Origin of the sequence: [Mycobacterium] manitobense, from assembly GCF_025821665.1 — a bacterium.
Taxonomy (GTDB): Bacteria; Actinomycetota; Actinomycetes; order Mycobacteriales; family Mycobacteriaceae; genus Mycobacterium; species Mycobacterium arseniciresistens.
In genome coordinates this window covers 4,347-25,360 of record NZ_JACKSJ010000014.1, presented here as the reverse complement: position 1 = coordinate 25,360, position 21,014 = coordinate 4,347, and the positions used below count along the sequence as shown (strand labels likewise).

1 protein-coding gene (only partly in view) is annotated in these 21,014 nt (G+C 71.5%); it reads right to left on the bottom strand.

Annotated features, from left to right (window positions below; all coding sequences use genetic code 11):
* Window positions 1-21,014, bottom strand: the 5' portion of a protein-coding gene (locus tag H7I41_RS00840) for a non-ribosomal peptide synthase/polyketide synthase (RefSeq protein ID WP_264010660.1). 10,219 nt of this gene lie to the left of the window's left edge; only the first 21,014 of its 31,233 coding nucleotides appear in the window; its start codon is at window positions 21,012-21,014; its stop codon lies off the left edge, out of view.

The following is a 21,014-nucleotide window of genomic DNA, read 5'->3' as shown; positions in this document are numbered from 1 at the left end:
GAACGGTGGCCGACCGCGTCGAGGTGCGCGTGCTCGGCGTCGTCCAGCACGTCGATCTTCGTCGGCCGCAGGGCCGGATCGGCGGTCATCGCCTCCAGCACCCGGCGGAACCGGTCGACGATGCCCGCGATGCCCGCCGCATCGAAGACCGCGGTGTCGAACTCGACCCGCAGGCCCAGTTCGTCGCCGGGCAGCGCCACCACCGAGAGCGGATAGTGGTTGTGCTCGTGGCTGGCCACCTCGGTGACCGCCAGGTCGTGTGTGCCGGACAGCGCCGTGGCGTCGACGGGGTAGTTCTCGTAGACGAACAGCGTGTCGAACAGCTGGTCGTGGCCGGTGATCCGGTGGATGTCGGTCAGCGGCAGATGCTGGTGCTCGAGGGTGTCGGTGTGGGCGCCCTGCAGTTGACCGAGGAGGTCGGCGATCGTGGTCGTCGCCGAGATGGTGGCGCGCACCGGCACCGTGTTGATCAGCAGGCCGACCATCGACTCGGCGCCGGCGAGGTCTGCCGGCCGGCCCGAGACGGCGACGCCGAACGCCACGTCGTTCTGACCGGTCAACCACATCAGCATCTGCGCCCACGCCGCCTGCAGCACCGTGCTGGCGGTGGTGCGGCAGGTGCGGGCCAGCTCGCCGACGGCGTGCGTGTCGGCGGCGGACAGCCGGAACCTCTCGACCTCGCGGGCACTGCGCGCCGTCCTCATCCCGGGACCGACCAGTGTCGGGGTGTCGAACCCGTCGAGCACCTCACGCCAGGCGGCGCGGGCGCCCTCGACGTCACGCCCGGCCAGCCAGATCATGAATCGGCGGTAGGGCACCGCCGGCGGCAGCGGCTGCCCGTGATAGCCGGCGAAGATCTCCTGCAGCAGGATCGGCAGCGACCAGCCGTCGAGCAGGATGTGGTGGTTGGTGAGCACGAATCGGTGCTCGTCGTGCGCGGTGCGCACCAGGGCGGCGCGGAAGGCAGGCTCGTCGCCGGGGTCGACCACCGCGGCGCGTTCGGCGGCGAGGAGCCGGTGCATCCGGCCGTCGGCGTCGCCGCCGTCGAGTTCGACGTAACGCCAGGCGGCGCGTGGTTCGGCGGGCAGGATCTGCACCGGCTCGTCGAACTCGCGGCAGAACGTGGCGACCAGGTGGGGATGACGCCCGACCAGCGCCTGAACCGCGGCGTGCAGGCGGTGCCTGTCGAGCGGGCCGCGCAGGCCGATGTTCAGCTGCACCGCGTACAGATCGTCGTCCTGCGCCGCGCCTGCGTGGAACAGCAGTCCCCGCTGCAACGGGGTGAGCGGCAGGATGTCGGCGATGTCGTGCCGCTGTTGCAGTTCGTCGATCTGCTGCCGGCTCAGGCGCGCGGGTGCGATGTCGGACGGTGTCAGACCGCCGCCACCGGACCGCACGTGTGCGCAGATGCCTGCCAGTGCCTCCGACCACAGTCGGCTCAGCCGGTCGACCTGGTCGTGGTCGAGGACCGACGGCGCCCACGTCCAGGTCGCCTGCAGGCGCGGGCCTGCGTCACCGTCGACGGTCGCGGCGCCCAGCGACAGGGTGTGCGCCAGCGGCATGGGCACCGCCGCAGCGGCATCCGTCGGGCTCTCCTGGTCGACCCGCCACAGGTCCTCGGAGAGCCCCGCCGCGCCGGCGCCGAGGCGGCCCAGGTAGTTGAACCCGATCGTCGGGTCCGCACCGGCCAGGTCGACATCCGGGTTGAGGTAGCGCAGCAGGCCGTAGGTGAGGCCGTCCGGTAGGGCGCGGAGCTGTTCCTTCGCGTCCTTGACGGCCGCGCCCAGCGCGGCATGCCCGCCGGTGACCTGCGCCCACGGCACGTCGCCGACCGCGAGTGCCACCGGATGCTTGGTGGTGAACCACCCCACCGTGCGGGACAGGTCGACGTCGTCGCCGAGTTCCTCCACACGGCCGTGGCCCTCGATGTCGATGGCTACCGGGGCGTCGCCGGCGCCCGCGAACCTCGCCACCGCCAGTGCCAGGGCGATCAACAGGATGTCCTGCGCGCCGGCGTGGAACGCCGCGGGCACCTCACCCAGCAGCATCCGGGTGGTCCCGGCGTCCAGCGAAGTGGACAGGTGGCCTGCGGTCGCATAGGTGTCGGTCGCGGGTCGCAGCGCAGGCAGCACTGCTGGGGTGGCCGCCACCTGCCGCCACGTCTGCGCCTGCGCTGCGGCCTGCGGGCTGTGCGCGTGCTCGGCGAGCAGCTTCGACCACCGGACGAACGACGTCCCGCCCCCGGGCAGGGCCACGGGTTGACCGGCGCGGTGCTGCGCCCAGGCGATGTTGATGTCTTCCAGCAGGATTCGCCACGACACGGCGTCGACGGCGAGGTGATGGATCACCAGCGCGAGCCGGCCTGTGCCGGGCACCCACAGCGCGCTGAGCATCGCACCGGCCGCCGGGTTCAACCGCGACCGCGCGGCGACCAGGGCCTCGTCGGACAGCCGCTCGACCACGTGCACACACCGGCCGGCGTCGACCGCACCCGGCTCGGGCACGTCGAGTGACCATCCGCCTACGCCGTCGTCGTGGACGGACAGCCGCAGCGCGCCGTGCCGGTCGAGCAGCGCCTGCAGCACCACGTCGACGTCGGCACGGGTGACCCCGGCCGGGGCCTGGACGACCACGGTCTGGTTGAACTCGTCCACCGGACCCTCGACGGTGTTGAGCCACGCCATGATCGGGGTGGGCGCCGCCGTGCCGACACCGTCGTCGGGCGGGCGGATGTCCGCCGTGGCGATCGTGGCGACCCGCGCGAGCCGGGCCACCGTCTGCTCGACGAAGATGTCGCGCGGCCGGCAGGTGACACCCGCCGCGCGGGCGCGCGCGACCACCTGCATCGACAGGATGCTGTCCCCGCCGAGGTCGAAGAACGAGTCGTCCACGCCGACGCGTTCCAGGCCGAGTGTCTGTGCGTAGATGCCCGCGAGCAGTTCCTCGACGCTGTCGGTGGGTGCGCGGTAATGGCCGGCGTCGAGGTACTCCGGTGCGGGCAGCGCCTTGGTGTCGAGTTTTCCGTTGACGGTCAACGGAAGTGCGTCGAGCGCCACCACCGCGACGGGCACCATGTAGGCGGGCAATCTCTCGGCGACCGCTGCGCGCGCGGCGGCGGGGTCGGCCTCACCGGTGACATACCCGACGAGGCGCCTGTCTCCCGGACGGTCCTCGCGGGCGACCACGGCCGCCTGCTCGACGCCGTCCGCCGCGGCGAGTACGGCCTGCACCTCGCCGAGTTCGATGCGGTAACCGCGGATCTTCACCTGTTCGTCGGCGCGGCCCAGGTACAGCAGCTGGCCGTCGGGGCGCCAGCACACCAGGTCGCCGGTGCGGTACATCCTCAGTCCGGGGCCGTCTCCGGTCCCGCCGAACGGGCAGGCCACGAAGCGCGACGCGGTCAGGCCGGAGCGACGGCGATAGCCCTGTGCCACACCGGCGCCCGCGACGTACAGTTCGCCCGCGACGCCGGTGGGCACCGGCCGCAGCCACTCGTCGAGCACGAACAGTGCCGCTCCTGGAACCGGCGAGCCGATCGGCACCCCGGATCCCGGCACGAGTGGCGCGCTGATCGCCACGCACATCGTCGTCTCGGTGGGACCGTAGGCGTTGAGCATCACCCGCCCGGGCGCCCACTGCTCCACCACGTCGGGTGGGCAGGCCTCCCCGACCACCACCAGCGCCGCGGACTCCAGACCGGCACGCGGCAGGGCCGTCACGGCGGACGGCGTCTGGGTCAGGACGTCGACACCTTCTCCGACCAGCAGGGCATGCAGATCCTCCGGCGACGTCGCCACCTCCTCGGGGACGACGACCACCCGCCCGCCACGGAGCAGGGCGCCGAAGATCTCCCACACCGACACGTCGAACGCCAGCGAGTGGGCCAGCGGCCACACCCCGGCGGGCGGGAGGCCGGCATCGAGCGTTTCCAGCAGCTGGGTCACGTTGTGGTGCGTGACCGCAACAGCTTTGGGCACCCCGGTGGTGCCGGAGGTGTAGATCAGGTAGGCGACGTCTTCGGGTGCGGGCCCGGGCAACGCGTCCGCCGAACCCAGCCCGGTCACGGGGTCGTGCACGTCGACGATCGGCAGACCGCACCCGTCGAGCCGCGACCGCAGGCCCGCGGTGGTGACCGCCGCGACCGGTGCGGCGTCGGCGATCATGAAGTCGCACCGGCCGGCAGGCACCGCGGCGTCGATCGGCAGGTACGCCGCGCCGGTCTTCAGCACCGCCATGATCGCCACGACCGCCTCGGCCGAACGGTCGAACAGCAGCGCCACACACTCCCCCGGCCGCGCCCCGTGTTCGATCAGCCTGTGCGCCAACGAGATCGCGGCATCGTCGAGTTCCCGGTAGGTCAGCGTCCGCGCGCCCGCACTGATCGCGACCGCCTCGGGCGACCGCAGTACGTGTTCGGCGAACAGCGCCGGGATCGTGACCGGCCTCGGCGCGGCGCGCATCAGCGCCGCCCGGTTGCCGAACCCGTCGATTCGCGCGTGCTCACCGGCGTCCAGCACGTCGATCGCCGACAACGGCGCCGCCGGGTCGCCGGTCATCGCCGTCAGCACCCGCTGCAGCCGGTCGACGAGTGAGGCGACGGTGCCTGCGTCGAACACGTCGGTGCGGAACTCGACCGTTCCGCCGATCCCCGCCGCTTCACCGTCGTCGGCGAAGTGTTCCGACATCGACAGCGTGAGATCCATCCGGGCGCTGTGGGCGGACGTCGGCACCTCGGACACCTGCAGGTCGCCCAGGGTCAGCCCGCCGGCTTCGTCGTCGGTGCTTCCCGGCGCGTTCTGCCAGGCCAGTGCCACCTGGACCAACGGGTGATGACTCAGGGACCGGGCGGGGTTCAGCCGCTCGACGAGCACCTCGAAGGGCACGTCCTGGTTCTCGTAGGCGGCCAGGCTGCGTCGGCGGACCTGGTGCAGCACCTCGGCGGCGGTGGGGTCGCCGGAGAGATCGACACGCAGCACCAGGGTGTTGACGAAGAACCCGACCAGTTCGTCGAGTGCGGGGTCCCGCCGCCCCGCGATGGGGAAGCCGACCGCGACGTCGGTGCCTGCGCTCAGCCGCGACAGCAGCACGGCCAGGGCCGCCTGCACCACCATGAAGCTGGTCGCATTGTGTGCGCGTGCGACGTCACGCACCGCCGCGTGCAACTCGGCCGGCCACTGCAGTGCCACGGTGGCGCCGCGCTGATCGGCGACCGACGGGTACGGCCGGTCCGTGGGCAGGTGCAGGCGTTCGGGCATCCCGGCCAGCGCTTCCTGCCAGTAGGCCAGCTGACCGGCGATCCGGCTGTCGACGTCGTCGAGGTCGCCGAACTGCGTGCGCTGCCACAGGGTGTAGTCGACGTACTGCACCGGCAGCCGTGACCAGCCGGGTGCGTGTCCCGCGCAGCGGCTCTCGTAGGCCTCGCCCAGATCGCGGACCAGCGGGACGATCGACCATCCGTCGGCGGCGATGTGGTGCAGCACGCCCACGAGCAGGTGCTCGTCGTCGCCGATGCGGAACAGCCGGGCGAACATCGGGATGTCGGTCTCGAGGTCGAAGCTGCGACTCGCGGTGCCGGCGACCGCCTCCTGCAGCCGGGCCGGAGACCAGGTGCTCGCGTCGATGACGTCCCACCCGAAGTCGGCCTGCCCGGGCGGCAGCACGACCTGTCGGGGGACTCCGTCGGGCGCCGAGATCCGGGTGCGCAGGCTCTCGTGCCGGTCGACCACGTCGGCCAGTGCTGCGCTCAGCGCGCCGGCGTCGAGGCGTCCATGCAGGCGCAGCACCAGCGGCATGTTGTAGACCGGTGAGGGTCCCTGCAACTGGTGGAGGAACCACAGCCGGGACTGCGCGAACGACACCGGTATCACCGCCGGTCGGTCACCGGCCACCAGGGGATCGAGTCCCTTCCCGCCGACGGCGATCCGCGGCGCCAGTTGCGCCACCGTCGGCGCCTCGAACAGCGCGACGACCGGAAGGTCGGCGCCCACACCGGCATTCACCGCCGCGACCAGCCGCATCGCCGAGAGCGAGTCACCACCGAGGTCGAAGAACGAGTCGTCGACACCGACCCGCTCGAGGCCCAGGATCTGCGCGTAGATCCCGGCCAGGATCTCCTCGACCGCGTCGGCGGGCGCACGGTACTGGTCGGCGGTGTACTCCGGAGCGGGCAGGGCGCGGGTGTCGAGCTTCCCGTTGACGGTGAGCGGCAACGCCTCGAGGACGACGATCGCAGCGGGCACCATGTAGCCGGGCAACCGCTCCGCCAGCGCAGCCCGCACGCGGGCGGGGTCGATTGCCCCGGAACGGGATTCGGTGACATAGCCGACGAGGCGTTTGTCCCCGGGGCGGTCCTCCCGTGCGATGACCGCGGCCAGGTCCACCCCGTCCTGCCCGGCGAGCGCGGTCCGGATCTCCCCGAGTTCGATGCGGTAGCCGCGGATCTTGACCTGCTCGTCGGCGCGGCCGAAGTACCGCAGCTGGCCGTCGGCACCCCAGCACGCCAGGTCGCCGGTTCGGTACATGCGGGTGCCCGGCGCACCGAACGGGCCCGCCGGGAACCGCGATGCCGTCAGTTCGGATCTGCCGAGATAGCCGGCGCCGACGCCTGCACCGGCGACGTAGAGTTCGCCGACCACTCCCGCCGGCACAGGTCGCAGCCACTCGTCGAGCACGAACAGTGCGGCGCCGGGGACGGGCGAACCGATGGGCACCACACCGGATCCCGGCTGCAGGGGCGCGCTGATCGCCACGCACATCGTGGTCTCCGTCGGCCCGTAGGCGTTGATCATCACCCGCTCCGGTGACCACCGGTCCACCACCTCGGCCGGGCAGGCCTCACCGACCACCACCAGCGCCGCCGGATCCAGACCCTGCTGCGGCAGGGCGGCCACCGCCGACGGCGTCTGGGTCAGCACACTCACACCCTCGGCGACCAGGAGCGCGTGGAAGTCCTCCGGTGCGGCCACCACCGCCTCGGGCACCACGACCAGCCGGCCACCGCGCAGCAGTGCACCGAAGATCTCCCACACGGACACGTCGAAGGCCAGGGAGTGACACAGCGGCCACACCCCGGCGCGCGGCAGCCCGGCGTCCAGGGTCGCCAGCAGCTGCGTGACGTTGCGGTGGGTGATCGCCACGCCCTTGGGCGCCCCGGTGGTGCCCGAGGTGTAGATCAGGTACGCGATGTCGTTCGGGGTGGCGCCGGGGGCCTGCGGCGCCGCGGCGGGCCGATCGCGCAGCGACGCGTCCTCGACGTCGACGACCAGGGCGTCGCATCCCTCGAGCCGGGACCGCAGATCGTGGGTGGTGATCACCGCGACGGGTGCGGCGTCGGCGAGCACGAAGTCCACCCGCGCCGCAGGCACCGCCGGGTCGATCGGCACGTAGGCCGCTCCGGTCTTGAGCACCGCGAGGATGGCCACCACCGCTTCGGCACGCCGCGGCAACAGCAGCGCCACATACCGCCCCGGCCCGGCGCCAACCGCGCCGAGCAGGTGCGCCAGCCGGTTCGACGCCTCGTCGAGCTCCCGGTACGTCCACGACCGCTCACCACAGCTGACGGCGACCGTCTCTGGGGTGCGGGTCGCGTGCTCGGCGAAGATCGACGTGATCGACGACGGCCCCGGGGTGGCCCGGGTGAGGGTCGCGCGATTCGAGAAGGCGTCGAGCCGGGCACGTTCGCCGGCATCGAGCAGTTCGATGTCCGACAGCCTCCTGCTCGGGTCGGCCGCGATGGCCCGCAGCACCAGCTGCAGCCGGTCGGCGATGGCCTCGACGGTGCCCGCGTCGAACACGTCGGTCCGGAACTCGACCGTCCCGCCGATCCCGGCGGGGGCACCGGCCTGGGTCCAGCGTTCCGCCAGCGAGAACACCAGGTCCATGTGGGAGACCTGGGCGTCGAGCGGCACCGACGCGACGCGCAGCCCGTCGAGCGTCAGTCCGGCCGCGGGGTCGTCCTGGCCGGCGAAGTTCTGCCAGGCGAGCATCACCTGCACCAGCGGGTGGTGGCTGAGGCTGCGGGTGGGGTTGAGCCGTTCGACGAGGACCTCGAAGGGCACGTCCTGGTGCTCGAAGGCCTCCAGGCTGCGGGTGCGCACCCGGGTCAGCAGATCGGCGACCGTGGGGTCGCCGGTGAGGTCGGTGCGCAGCACCAGGGTGTTGACGAAGAAGCCGACCAGCTCGTCGAGAGCCGGGTCGCGCCGCCCGGCGATCGGGAAGCCCACCGCCACATCGGGATTGGAGCCGAGCTTCGACATCAGGGCGGCCAGTGCGGCCTGGACGATCATGAAGGTGGTGGCGTTGTGCTCGCGGGCGATCTCGCGTACCGCCTGCTGCAGGTCTGCAGGCCAGTCCACGTCGACTGTGGCACCGCGATGGTCGGCGACCCGGGGGTAGGGGCGATCGGTGGGCAGCTGCAGCCGCTCGGGCATGCCGGCCAGCGCATCCTGCCAGTAGGCCAGCTGCCCGGCGATGCGGCTGTCCTCGTCGTCGAGACGGCCGAATTGGTCGCGCTGCCACAGGGTGTAGTCCGCGTACTGCACCGGCAGCCCCACCCATGCGGGGTGCTGCCCGGCGCTGCGACCCGCGTAGGCGACGGCCAGATCGCGCACCAGCGGCGTCAGCGACCAGCCGTCCGCGGCGATGTGGTGCACCACGGTGACCAGGACGTGCTCGTCGTCGGCCACGCGGAACAGGGCCGCCTGCAACGGGATCCGGTTCGCCAGGTCGAACGGCCGGCGTGCTGTCTCCTCGACGGCAGCGGTCAGTCGGTCCGCAGGCCATCCGGTGGCGTCGACGATCCGCCAGCCGAGGTCGGCCCGCTCGACGGGGAGGATCACCTGGTGCGGTGTTCCCGCGGTCGCCGGGAACGTCGTGCGCAGGCTCTCGTGGCGGTCGACCACGTCGGCCAGCGCCGCGGCCAGCGCGTCGGCGTCGAGCCGGCCGCTCAGGCGCAGCGCCGCGGCCATGTTGTACGCCGGCGACGGTCCCTGCAGCTGGTCGATGAACCACAGCCGGTTCTGCGCGAACGACAGCGGGATCTCCGCCGGCCGCTCACCGGCGACCAACGGCTCGAGCCGGTCCGCGCCCGTGCCGATCCGCGGCGCGAGCTGGGCCACCGTCGGCGCCTCGAAGACGGTGCGCACCGCGACGTCGGCGTCGAGCGCGGCGTTGACGGCCGAGATGAGGCGCATCGTGGTCAGCGAGTCGCCGCCGAGGTCGAAGAAGGAGTCGTCGACACCGACCCGGGGCAGGTTGAGCACCTGGGCGTAGATGCCCGCCAGGATCTCCTCGGTCGGGGTGGTGGGGGCGCGGTAGTGGTCGGCCTGCTGGTAGTCGGGGGCGGGCAGGGCGCGGGTGTCGAGCTTGCCGTTCACCGTGACGGGGATGGCGTCGAGGACGACGACCGCGGCGGGCACCATGTAGGACGGCAGCCGGTCGGCGAGCATCGCGCGGGCCCGGGCCGGCTTGACCGTGCCGGTGGTGTACCCGACGAGGCGTTTCTCGCCGGGGGTGTCCTCGCGGGCGACGACGACGGCCTCCTGCACGCCGTCGAGTTCGGCAAGGGCCGCCTGGATCTCGCCGAGTTCGATGCGGTAGCCGCGGATCTTGACCTGCTCGTCGGCGCGCCCGAAGTATCGGAGCTGCCCGTCGGTGCCCCAGCACACCAGGTCGCCGGTGCGGTACATCCGCATCCCCGGCGCTCCGAACGGGCACGCCATGAACCGCGACGCGGTCAGCCCGGGCCGCCGCCAGTACCCGATCCCGACGCCACGGCCGGCCAGGTACAGCTCCCCGACCACTCCGGCGGGCACCGGCCGCAGCCATTCGTCGCACACGAAGAACGCCGCACCGGTGACCGGCGACCCGATCGGCGGCGCGCCGGACCCCGCCGCGAGCGGGGTGCTCTTCGACGCCCACATGGTGGTCTCGGTGGGGCCGTAGACGTTGACCATCACCCGGCCCGGCGCCCAGCGGTCGACTGTCTCCACCGGGCAGGCCTCCGCCCCGATCACCAGCGCCGCCACCCCGTCTAGGCCGTCGGTGTCGAGTCCCCCGACGGCCGAGGGTGTCTGGGTCAACACCGTCACGCCCTCGGAGACGAGCAGCCGGTGGAAGTCCCGCGGTGACCGGGTCTCCGCGTCGGGCACGACGACGAGGCGCGCACCGTGCAGCAGCGCCCCCCAGATCTCCCACACCGAGAAGTCGAAGGCGTAGGAGTGGAATTGCGTCCAGACCTGCTCGGCGGACAGCTCGAAACCGACCTCGAGGGTGTCGAACAGCTGCACCACGTTCTGCTGGCTGACGGCAACGCCTTTCGGGGTGCCGGTGGTGCCGGACGTGTAGATGATGTGCGCGACGTCGTCCGGCGCGGGGCCGGGAAGCGCGGTGGCCGGCTCCGCGGCGATGCGGTGATCGTCGACGCCGATCACCGGCACGCCGCAGCCGGCCACCGCGTCCCCCAGACCCACCGACGCCACCACTGCCACCGGTGTGGCGTCGGAGAGCATGAACTCCACGCGTGCACGCGGATGGGCGGGATCCATGGGCAGATACGCCGCCCCGGACTTCATCACCGCCAGGATCGCGGTGATCGCCTCCACCGAACGCGACAACATCACCGCCACACACGTTCCCGGGCCTGCACCGGACTCCACCAGGAGGTGCGCCAGCCGGTTCGACTCCTCGTCGAGCTGCCGGTAGGACAGCGTCCGGTCGCCGCACGTCACGGCGGGAGCATCCGGCGTCCGGGCTGCCTGCCTGCCGAACACCGCGGGTACCGACGACGGCACGCACGACTCCGACAGCACCGCGCGGTTCCCCCACCGGTCCAGTCGTGCTCGTTCATCGGCGCCGAGCACGTCCATGGCCGAGAGGTGTTGCGCGGGTTGGGCGGTGACGGACACCAGCACCTGCTGGAACCGGTCGATGAAGGCCGCGATGGTCGCTGCGTCGAACACGTCGGTGCGGAACTCCACCGTCCCGCCGATCCCGGCCGCCGCGCCGGTCTCGCTCCAGCGTTCGGCCAGGGAGATCGCCAGGTCCATCCGGGCGGTCCGGGTGTCCACCGGCAGTGGTGTGGCGTGCAGATCGCCGAGTGCGAGCCCGGCGGCGTCGCTGTCCTGCCACGAGAAATTCTGCCACCCGAGCATGACCTGCACCAGCGGGTGGTGGGTGAGGCTCCGGGTCGGATTGAGCCGTTCCACCAGCGCTTCGAACGGCACGTCCTGGTGCTCGTATGCGGCCAGGCTGCGGCGTCGCACCTGAGCCAGCAGGTCGGTGAAGCTGGGGTCGCCGGTCAGGTCGACGCGCAGCACCAGGGTGTTGACGAAGAAGCCCACCAGCTCGTCGAGCGCGGGCTCGCGCCGTCCCGCGATCGGAAAACCAACGGCCACATCAGAAGTCGCGCTCATCTTGGCGAGCAGCACCGCGAGGGCGGTCTGCAGCACCATGAAACTGGTCGCGTTGTGTTCGCGCGCCAGCGTCCGGAGCTGCTGTTGCAGATCGGCGGGCCAGTCCACGGCCACCCGGCCGCCACGGAGATCGGCGACCGGTGGATAAGGCCGGTCGGTTGGCAACTGCAAGCGGTCCGGCATGCCTGCGAGTGCATCCGCCCAATAGGAGACCTGGGCGGCTATCGGGCTGTCGGCGTCGTCGAGTTCGCCCAGCTGCCTGCGCTGCCACAGCGTGTAGTCGGCGTACTGCACCGCGAGATCGGTCCAGGACGGTGCCGTACCGGCGCAGCGGCAGGCATAGGCCACCCCCAGGTCACGCGCCAGCGGACCGATCGAGGAGCCGTCGGCCGCGATGTGGTGCACGGTCGCCACCAGGATGTGTTCGACGTCGGTGAGACGGAACAACGTTGCGGCGAAGGGGATCTCGTACGCGAGGTCGAATGTGTGACGCGCCGCCGTCTCGATGGCCCCGTCGAGCCTGGCCCGGTGCCACCCGGCCGCATCGACCACCTCCCAGCCCGGTTCGGCCCGTTCGGCCGGCACCACGAGCTGTTGCGGTACGCCGTCGGGTGCGGCGAACAGCGTCCGCAGGCTCTCGTGCCTGCCCACCACGTCGGTGAGTGCCGCACCCAGCGCGCCGGCGTCGAGCGGCCCGCGCAGCCGCAACGCCACCGAGATGTTGTAGACGGGCGACGGGCCCTGCAGCTGGTCGATGAACCACAGCCGGCTCTGCGCGAAGGACAGCGGCACCACCGCGGGCCGCTCACCGGCCACCAGCGGTTCGAGCCGGCCGGCATCCCCGCCGATGCGCGGAGCGAGCTGGGCCACAGTCGGCGCCTCGAACAGTGCGCGCACCGAGAGGTCGGCGTCCAGGGTGTTGTTGACCGCAGCGATCAGGCGCATCGCCGACAGGGAATCCCCGCCCAGGTCGAAGAAGGACTCGTCGGCCCCGACCCGCTCGAGACCGAGCACCTGGGCGTAGATGCCGGCCAGGATCTCCTCGACCGCCCCCGCCGGTGCCAGGTACTGGTCGGTGTCCTGGAACTCCGGCGCCGGCAGCGCTTTTCGATCGAGCTTGCCCGACGACGTCAGCGGGAATTCGTCGAGCACCACGATGTGGGTGGGCACCATGTACTCGGGCAGCCACTCGGTCAGCCGCCGGCGTACCGCGCCGATCCTGGTGTTGCTGTGCGGATCGTTGGCGTTGGCGCCGCGACGATCCGGTCCGGCGGGCCGGACGTAGAGGTCCGTCAGCGGCGGGATGGGCCTGCCGTCGGCGACGCGCAGGAAGACGGCGTCGAGGGTGCCGGGATCGGCGCCCCATGTGACGCTCACGCGGTAGCCGGCCGCTTCCCCGATGCGGTGCAGGTCCTCGGGGATGACGGCGCTCCAGGACGCGTCCTGCGCGTGGGCGAGAGCACTCGCGGGCGGGAGCCCGTTGGCGATGCCGCGCTGGACCCGGACGTCGTCGATCAGCCCGGCGCGCGGAACCCCGGCGACGCGGACGATGTCGGGCTGCTCCGACCCCAGTGTGGCGTTGAGCCCGTCGAGGCCGTCGCAGCGCGTCCACGCCCACGTCGGTGCGCTCGCCAGGGAGTGCACCGGCGCCGGCGCCTTGTGCAGCGTGACGTCGTAGCGGTACCGGGTGAGCTCGTTGTCGGCCCGTCCGCGCTTGACCTCGATCACCACACCGGCCACCGCCGGGTGGTCCTCGGCGCAGGAGGTGAAGAACTCCGGCGCCAGCAGCAGTTCGGTCTCGCCGAGGATGGCGCGCTGCGCGCGCTGGCGGATCTCGTCGGCGTCGGTGGCCTCGGTGCGCGCCATGGCGACCGCGGTCTCGAAGGCGCCCTGCAGGGTGTGGTTGCGGACATCGCCGACGAACAGCGCCCCACCGGGTGCCAGCAGGTCCATCGCGGCGGCGATGAGGTCGGCCAGGTAACCGGCGTTCGGGAAGTACTGGACGACCGAGTTGATGACGACGGTGTCGAAGAAGCCCTGCGGCAGTCCCGAAGTAACATGTGCGGGCTGGGCTTTCAGCTCCACCCGGTCGCGCCACGGGATCTCGAGCCGCTCCAGGCTCTGGCTGAGGTTGTCGATCACCACCGGCGACATGTCGGTCGCGACGTAGTGCTCACAGGTGGGCGCGATCTGCGACAGCAGCAGGCCGGAGCCGACGCCGATCTCCAGCACCCGCCTGGGTCGCAGCGCCAAGATCCGGTCCACGGTGGCGGCGCGCCACTCGACCATGTCATCGAGCGGGATGGCCTCCTCGGTGAGGCTGCTGTTCCACCCCCGGAAGTCCATGCCGAATGCCGGTACCTCGACGTCTGCGCCGTAGAGCTCGTCGTACAGCGTCTGCCACTCCTCGACGATCTCGGCGTCGTCGTCGGCGGTGCCGGTCTGTTCGAGCGTGACGTAGGCGATCAGGTGGGCGCCGGTGTCGCTGTGGTGCACGGTGGCGGCGGCCTGGGCGACCTGCGGGCAGGCCAGCAGGGTGTTCTCGATCTCGCCGAGTTCGATGCGCTGACCGCGCAGTTTGACCTGGGTGTCGGCGCGGCCGAGGTAGTCCAGCGCACCCTCGCCGGTCCAGCGCACCAGGTCGCCGGTGCGGTACATGCGATCGCCCGCGTCGCCGAAGGGGTTGGCCACGAAACGTTCCGAGGTGAGTTCCGCCCGGCCGACGTAGCCGTGCGCCAGGGCGGGTCCGGTCAGGTACAGCTCGCCGACGACGCCGACGGCCGCCGGGTTCAGCCAGGCGTCGAGCACCAGCGCGCACACCCCGGGGATGGGGGCGCCGATCCGGATCGGCTGTCCCGCCGCGAGCGGCGCACACGTGACCCAGATGGTCGTCTCGCTGGGTCCGTATCCGTTGAACATCCGCCTGCCCGGCGCCCAGGCGGCCACCAGTTCGTCGAGGCAGGCCTCACCGACCGCGATCAGGGTGTCCAGCCGGTCCAGGCGGGACCGGTCCAGCGACCACAGCACGGTCGGCGTCAGGATGGCGGCGGTGACCTGGTGCCGCTCCAGCAGTGTCGTCAGCGCCTCGCCGGCGTACTCCTGCGGCGGCGCCACCACAAGGGCCGCGCCCGCTTCCGCGGCCAGCAGGAGCTCACCGACCGACGCGTCGAAGGTCGGCGCGGCCACCATCAGCACCCGCGCGTCGGCGCCCAGGAGGAACGTACTGCCCTGTGCGGCAGCCCAACCGAGCATCCCGGCGTGGCTGACGGTGACCCCCTTGGGGGTGCCGGTGGATCCGGAGGTGAAGATGACGTAGGCGGTGTCGTCGGGCCGCAGCGGCGCGAGCCGATCGGCGTCGGTGATTGGTTCGCGGGAACGCTCGGACACGTCGGGACCGTCGACACGGACGACAATCCGCGAGGCCGCCGCGGCGACGGGGTCGCTGCCTGCCACCAGCATGCACTGTGCGCCGACCGCGTCCAGGACGCTGGTGATCCGCTCGACCGGGTGGGCCAGGTCCACCGGCACATAGAACCCGCCGGCCTTGACCACCGCCCACCAGGCGACGACCAGTTCCAGGGAACGTTCCATCGCCACGCCCACCGCACGCTCCGGCCCCACGCCGGCGTCGATCAGGGCCCGGGCCACCCGCGTGGACCACTCGTCGAGTTCCCGGTAGGACACCTGCCGCCCGCCGTCGATCACAGCTGTCGCATCCGGGTCGGTGGCGACGGCCGCGGTCAACAGGTGCGGGGCCACGCCCACCGGTGCCGTTACACCGGCGCCGGACAGCCCGGACAGCACGAGGTCACGCTCACCGCGGTCGAGCAGGTCGATCGACGACAGCCGCCGCGCCGGATCCGCGGTCATCGCCGCGAGCACCCGCTGGAGGCGGTCGATGATCGCCTCGACGCGGGTCGCGTCGAACAGATCGGTGTCGTACTCGACGCGCATGCCGATCTCGCGGCCCGGCATCGCCTCCACCGTCAGCGGGTAGTGGTTGTACTCGCGGTTGGCGAATTCGGTGATGGTCCAGTCGTGTTCGCCCGCGAGCGCACTGGTGTCGATCGGATAGTTCTCGTAGACGAACAGCGTGTCGAAGAGCCGGTCGTGACCGGTGGCCCGGTGGATGTCGATCAGCGCCAGATGCTGGTGGTCGAGCAGGTCGTTGTGCGTGTTCTGCAGCTGGTCGAGCAGGTCTGCGGTGGTGGTCGACGCCGTGATGGTGGCCCGCACCGGCACCGTGTTGATCAGCAGGCCGACCATCGCGTCGGCGTCGGCGATGTCGGCCTGGCCGACCCGTGAGCGCGGGGTGCCGAAGGCGACGTCGGGATGGCCGGTCAGGGACGTCAGCAGCAGAGCCCATGCGCCCTGCAGAACTGTGCTGACGGTGGTGTGCCGGGCGCGGGCGAGCTCGCCCAGTGCCCCGGTGATCTGCTCGGGCACACCGAACGAGGCGACGCCGCGGCGCCCCACCCCGAACCGGTCCTGGGTGCCGACCAGGGTGGGGGTCTCGAAGCCGGACAACGCCTTTCGCCACGCCTCGCGGGCACCATCGAGGTCGCGATCGGCCAGCCAGGTGAGGAACCGGCGGTAGGAGCCGGGCGCCGACAGCGGATGCCCGTGATAGATCGCGAAGATCTCACCCAGCAGGATGGGCAGCGACCAGCCGTCCACCACGATGTGGTGGAAGGTCAACACCAATCGGTGCCGCTGCGGCCCGACCCGGATCAACGCCACCCGGAACGCCGACTGATCGGCGAGGTCGCACACCGCGACGCGTTCGGCGACGCACAGCCGGTCCCCCTCGTCGGCGTCCGCATCCGTGAGATCCGCGTAGTGCCAGGCGGTCTCCGGATCACGGAGGATGACCTGCACCGGCTCGTCGAACTGGTCGCAGAAGCGGGCCGCGAGGTGGGGGTGGCGGTTGACGACCCTGCGGACCGCGTCGCGCAACCGCTGCGGGTCCACCGGCCCCGCCACGGTGAAATCCAGTTGCACCGCGTACATGTCGTCGTTGGCGTGTGCGGAGTCGGCATGGAAGAGCAGGCCCTGCTGCAGCGGAGTCAGCGGCAGGATGTCGGCGACCTCGTACCTGCGCTGCACCTCGTCGAGTTCGTGCTGGCTCAGCCTGGCAGGCGCGATGTCCGAGGGGGTGAGTCCGCCGCCGCCGCGTCGCACGTGTGCGCAGATGCCGGTCAGGGCCTCGAACCACAACCGGCTCAGGCGCTCGATCAGCGCAAGGTCGACCACCGACGGCGCCCACGTCCACGCCGCGCGCAGACACGGGCCGTCATCGGTGTCCGTGGTCACGGCGTTCAATTCCACGGTGTGGGCCAGCGGGATCCCGATGGCGGCCGCGACCTCGGTCAGCGGGAGGCTGTCCTGGCCGATGCGCCACAGGTCCTCGGACAGGGTGGCCGCTCCGGCCCCGAGGCGGCCGAGATAGTTGAACCCGATGGCCGGATCGGCGCCCTGGAGATCAGCGTCCGGATTGAGGTACCGCAGCAGGCCGTAGGACAGACCGTCGGGCAGGGCACGCAGCTGTTCCTTGGCGTCCTTGACGATCGCCCCCAGCGCCGCGTCACCGGCGCTCACGTGCGTCCAGGACAGTCCGCCGATCGTCAGCGACACCGGGTACTTGGTGGTGAACCAGCCCACCGTGCGCGACAGGTCGACGTCGGCGCCCAACTCCTCGGCGCGGCCATGGCCCTCGACATCGATGCCGACCGGCCTGATGTCGGTGCCAGTGCCGGTGCCGAGCAACTCGGCGACCGCCAGACCGAAGGCGATCAGCAGGATGTCCTGCGCTCCGGCGTGGAATGCCGTCGGCACCTCACCCAGCAATAGGCGGGTGGTGTCGGCATCGAGGGTCGTCGTCAGGTGTCCGGCCGTGGCGTAGGTGTCCCGCACGGGATCCAGCGCGGGCAACGCCGCCGGAACCGCCGCCACCTGCCGCCAGGCGTCGAGCCGCTCCACGACCTCGGACGCCACCGCATGCGCCTCGAGCCGCCTGGCCCACCGCGCGAACGACGTGCCGCCTGCGGGCAGCGCCACGGGCTGACCGCAGTGGTGCTGCGCCCAGGCGATGTTGAGGTCTTCCAGCAGGATTCGCCACGACACACCGTCGATCACCAGGTGGTGGACGATCATCACCAGCCGGCCGGTGCCGGGCGCCCACAGTGCGCGCAGCATCGCTCCGGCCGCCGGGTTCAGCCGCCGCCGCGCCTCCCGCACCGCTTCGTCGGTCAGGTGGTCCACCGACTGCAGACAGTCACGGGCACGCACCGATCCGGGTTCGGGCACCTCGAGCGACCACTCGCCGGCTTCCCGGGCGCCGGACATCCGCAGCGCGGCATGGTGATCCAGCAGGGCCTGCAGCACGATCTCGACATCGTCGCGGGTGACCCCGGGCGGGGCCTGCAGCACCATCGCCTGGTTGAACTGTTCGACCGGACCGTCCACGCCCGCCAACCACCGCATGATCGGGGTGGCGACCACCGGCCCGGTGCCATCGTCGGCCTCCCCGAACTCGTCGTCGGCGACCCGGGCGACCCGGGCCAGCCTGGCCACGGTCTGTTCGACGAAGACGTCGCGCGGCCGGCACACCACTCCTGCGGTCCGCGCGCGGGCCACCACCTGCATGGACAGGATGCTGTCGCCGCCCAGTTCGAAGAACGCGTCGTCGACACCGACCCGTTCGAGCCCGAGGACCTGTGCGTAGATGTCGGCGAGCACCTGCTCGACCGGGTCGGCCGGCGCGCGGTACGACTCGGTGGCGTAGGCGGGTGCGGGCAGGCTGCGGGTGTCCAGCTTCCCGTTCACCGTCAGCGGCACGGCGTCGATCACCACGATCGCGGCCGGCACCATGTAGCCCGGCAGCCGCTGGGCCAGCTGCGCCCGCAGCTCACTCGGATCAGTGGTGCCGGAACGGGTTTCGGTGACGTAGCCGACGAGGCGCCTGTCGCCTGGACGGTCTTCGCGGGCGATCACCGCCGCCTGTCCGACACCGTCGAGGTCGGCCAGCGCCGCCTGGATCTCGCCGAGCTCGATGCGGTAGCCGCGGATCTTGACCTGCTCGTCGGCGCGGCCCACGTAGCGCAGTTGCCCGTCGTCATTCCAGCGCACCAGGTCGCCGGTGCGGTACATCCTCGAGCCCGGCGCCCCGAAAGGGCATGCCACGAACCGCGATCCGGTCAGGGCGGTGCGGCCCACATACCCCATCCCGACACCGGAGCCGGCGACGTACAGTTCCCCGACCACGCCGGCAGGCACCGGCCGCAGCCAGTCGTCGCAGACGAACAGCGCCGCCCCTGCCGCCGGCGCGCCGATCGGCGCCGCCCCCGAACCCGCCGTCAGCGGCGTGCTCATCGACGCGTAGATGGTGGTCTCGGTCGGGCCGTAGGCGTTGACCATCACCCGGCCCGGCGCCCACCGGTCCACCACCTCGGCCGGACATGCCTCACCGCCGACGAACAGGGCCATCGACCCGAGCGCCCGCGGCGAGAGCATTCCCGCCGCCGAGGGGGTCTGGGTGAGCACGGTGACATGCTCGGCAAGCAGTAGAGCCTCGAAGTCCTGCGGTGACGCGGCGACCTCTTCGGGGACCACCACGAGCCGGCCACCGCCGAGCAGCGCACCCCAGATCTCCCAGACCGAGAAGTCGAAGGCGTACGAATGGCATTGCGACCACACCTGTCCGGGCGCCAAGCCGGCCTCCAGTGAGCCCACCAGCTGCGCGACGTTGGCGTGGGTGATCGCCACCCCCTTCGGCGTGCCCGTCGTACCGGAGGTGTAGATCACGTAGGCGACGTCGTCCGGCGCGGGCACCGCAAGCACGTTCTCCGTGGTGTTTTCGGCAGTGGCGTCGTCGATGTCGATGACGTGCACACCACAGCCGGCGATCCGGCCGGCGAGTTGCGAGGTGGTGAGAACCGCGATCGGAGCGGCATCGCCGAGCACGAACGCGATGCGCGCGTCGGGGTGCATCGGGTCCATCGGAACATAGGCCGCGCCGGTCTTGAGTACCGCCACGATCCCCACGATCGCCTCGGCCGACCGCGGAAGCAGCAGCGCCACCGAACCTCCGGGTCCGACGCCGCGCCCGGCGAGGGCCCGGGCCAGTCGGTCCGACGCCGCCTCGAGATCTCGATAGGACAGCCGGCGCTGACCGCAGCTGACCGCCACCGCGTCCGGTGTCCGGTTGACCTGCGCGCTCAGCAGGTCCGGGACCGATACGGCCGCAGTCGCCGGGCCGGCGGCGAGGTCGCGCCGGCCCACCTCGTCCAAGTGCGCGGCTTCGCCGGCCCGCAACACGCCCATCGCGGACAACTGCAGGTCCGGGTCGTGGGACATCGCGACCAACATCCGCTGCATCCGCTCCGCAAGGTCGGCGACCTCGAAGTCGGCGAACGGTTGGCCGGCGCCCACGGTGCTGAGGTACTGCTGGTCCCCGAAGCCGAGCAGAAAGAGCCCGAAGTGGCCGACCGGACCGAAAGTCGTGTAACTCGCCGTCGCCGTCGCGCCGGCGAAGTCCATCGTGAGGCGGGCGGGGACGAAATTGACGACCACCCGGTTGCGCGCCTGCCGGGAGTTGGCGTCACCGTCCAGCGTCTCCACGGGGAACTGCTGATGGCGCAGCAGTTCCCGGGTCCGCGTGTCGACCTGCCTGCAGAAGTCGGCGACGGTGCTTCCGGGTGCGGTCTTCAGCACCAGCGGCACGATGCCGGCGAGCATGCCGGGTAGGAGCTTGGACTCGGGGCGCACGCGCCTGCTGACCGGGAAGTCGAGGACCAGCTCGTCGGCGTCGCCGCCGCCGAGCCCACGCACGAGGAGTGCGCACACGGCGGTCATGATCGACGAGCGGCGGACGCCGTACTGCTTCGCCAGTGTCTTGATCCGGCCGACGACGGCGGGATCCATCTGTACCGGCGCCGACGGCCAGTACGTCTCGCTCTCGGTCTCCAGCGGCGCCCCGAGGTCAGGACCGCTGCCCGAGGGAAGGTGCTGGCTCCAGTACTGCCGGTCGTCCTGGAATCCGGCGGACGCTTCGTAGGCCGATTCTCCGTCGACCAGGTCGCGCAGCGAGGCGAAGTAGGCCGGTGGAACGGAGCGGCCGGTGGCCAGCGCGGTGTAGATGCCGGCGATCCGCCGGCCGATCAGCGAGAGGCCGAGCCCGTCGAGGATGATGTGGTGACAGCACGTGTACCAGATGTACTCGTCGGGACCCGTCTGCAGCAGTGAGAAGTTGATCAACGGGCCGTCCAGCGGCATCGGCGTCCGCTGGATCGCGGTCGCCAGCTCGCGGGCGTCCCGTTCGGGTTCCTTCGCGCCGGTGAAATCGTGCCTTCGCAGCCGGGTGTCCGGGTCGTCGGCCACCCGCTGGAACACCTGGCCGTCCACCTCGAAGAAGCGGGCCCGCAGCGCGTCGGCTTCCTGCACCACCTGCCGTACCGCCTGCTCGAAGAGGTCGGTGTCGATCCCGCCCTCGATGTGCACGAGGACGCCGAGTTGCCACTCGGTGCTCTGCCGGCCGGTTTGCTGCGCCAGCCAGATGTCCATCTGGGCGCGCGTCAACGGCAAGGCCCTGTCGTCCCGCTCCAT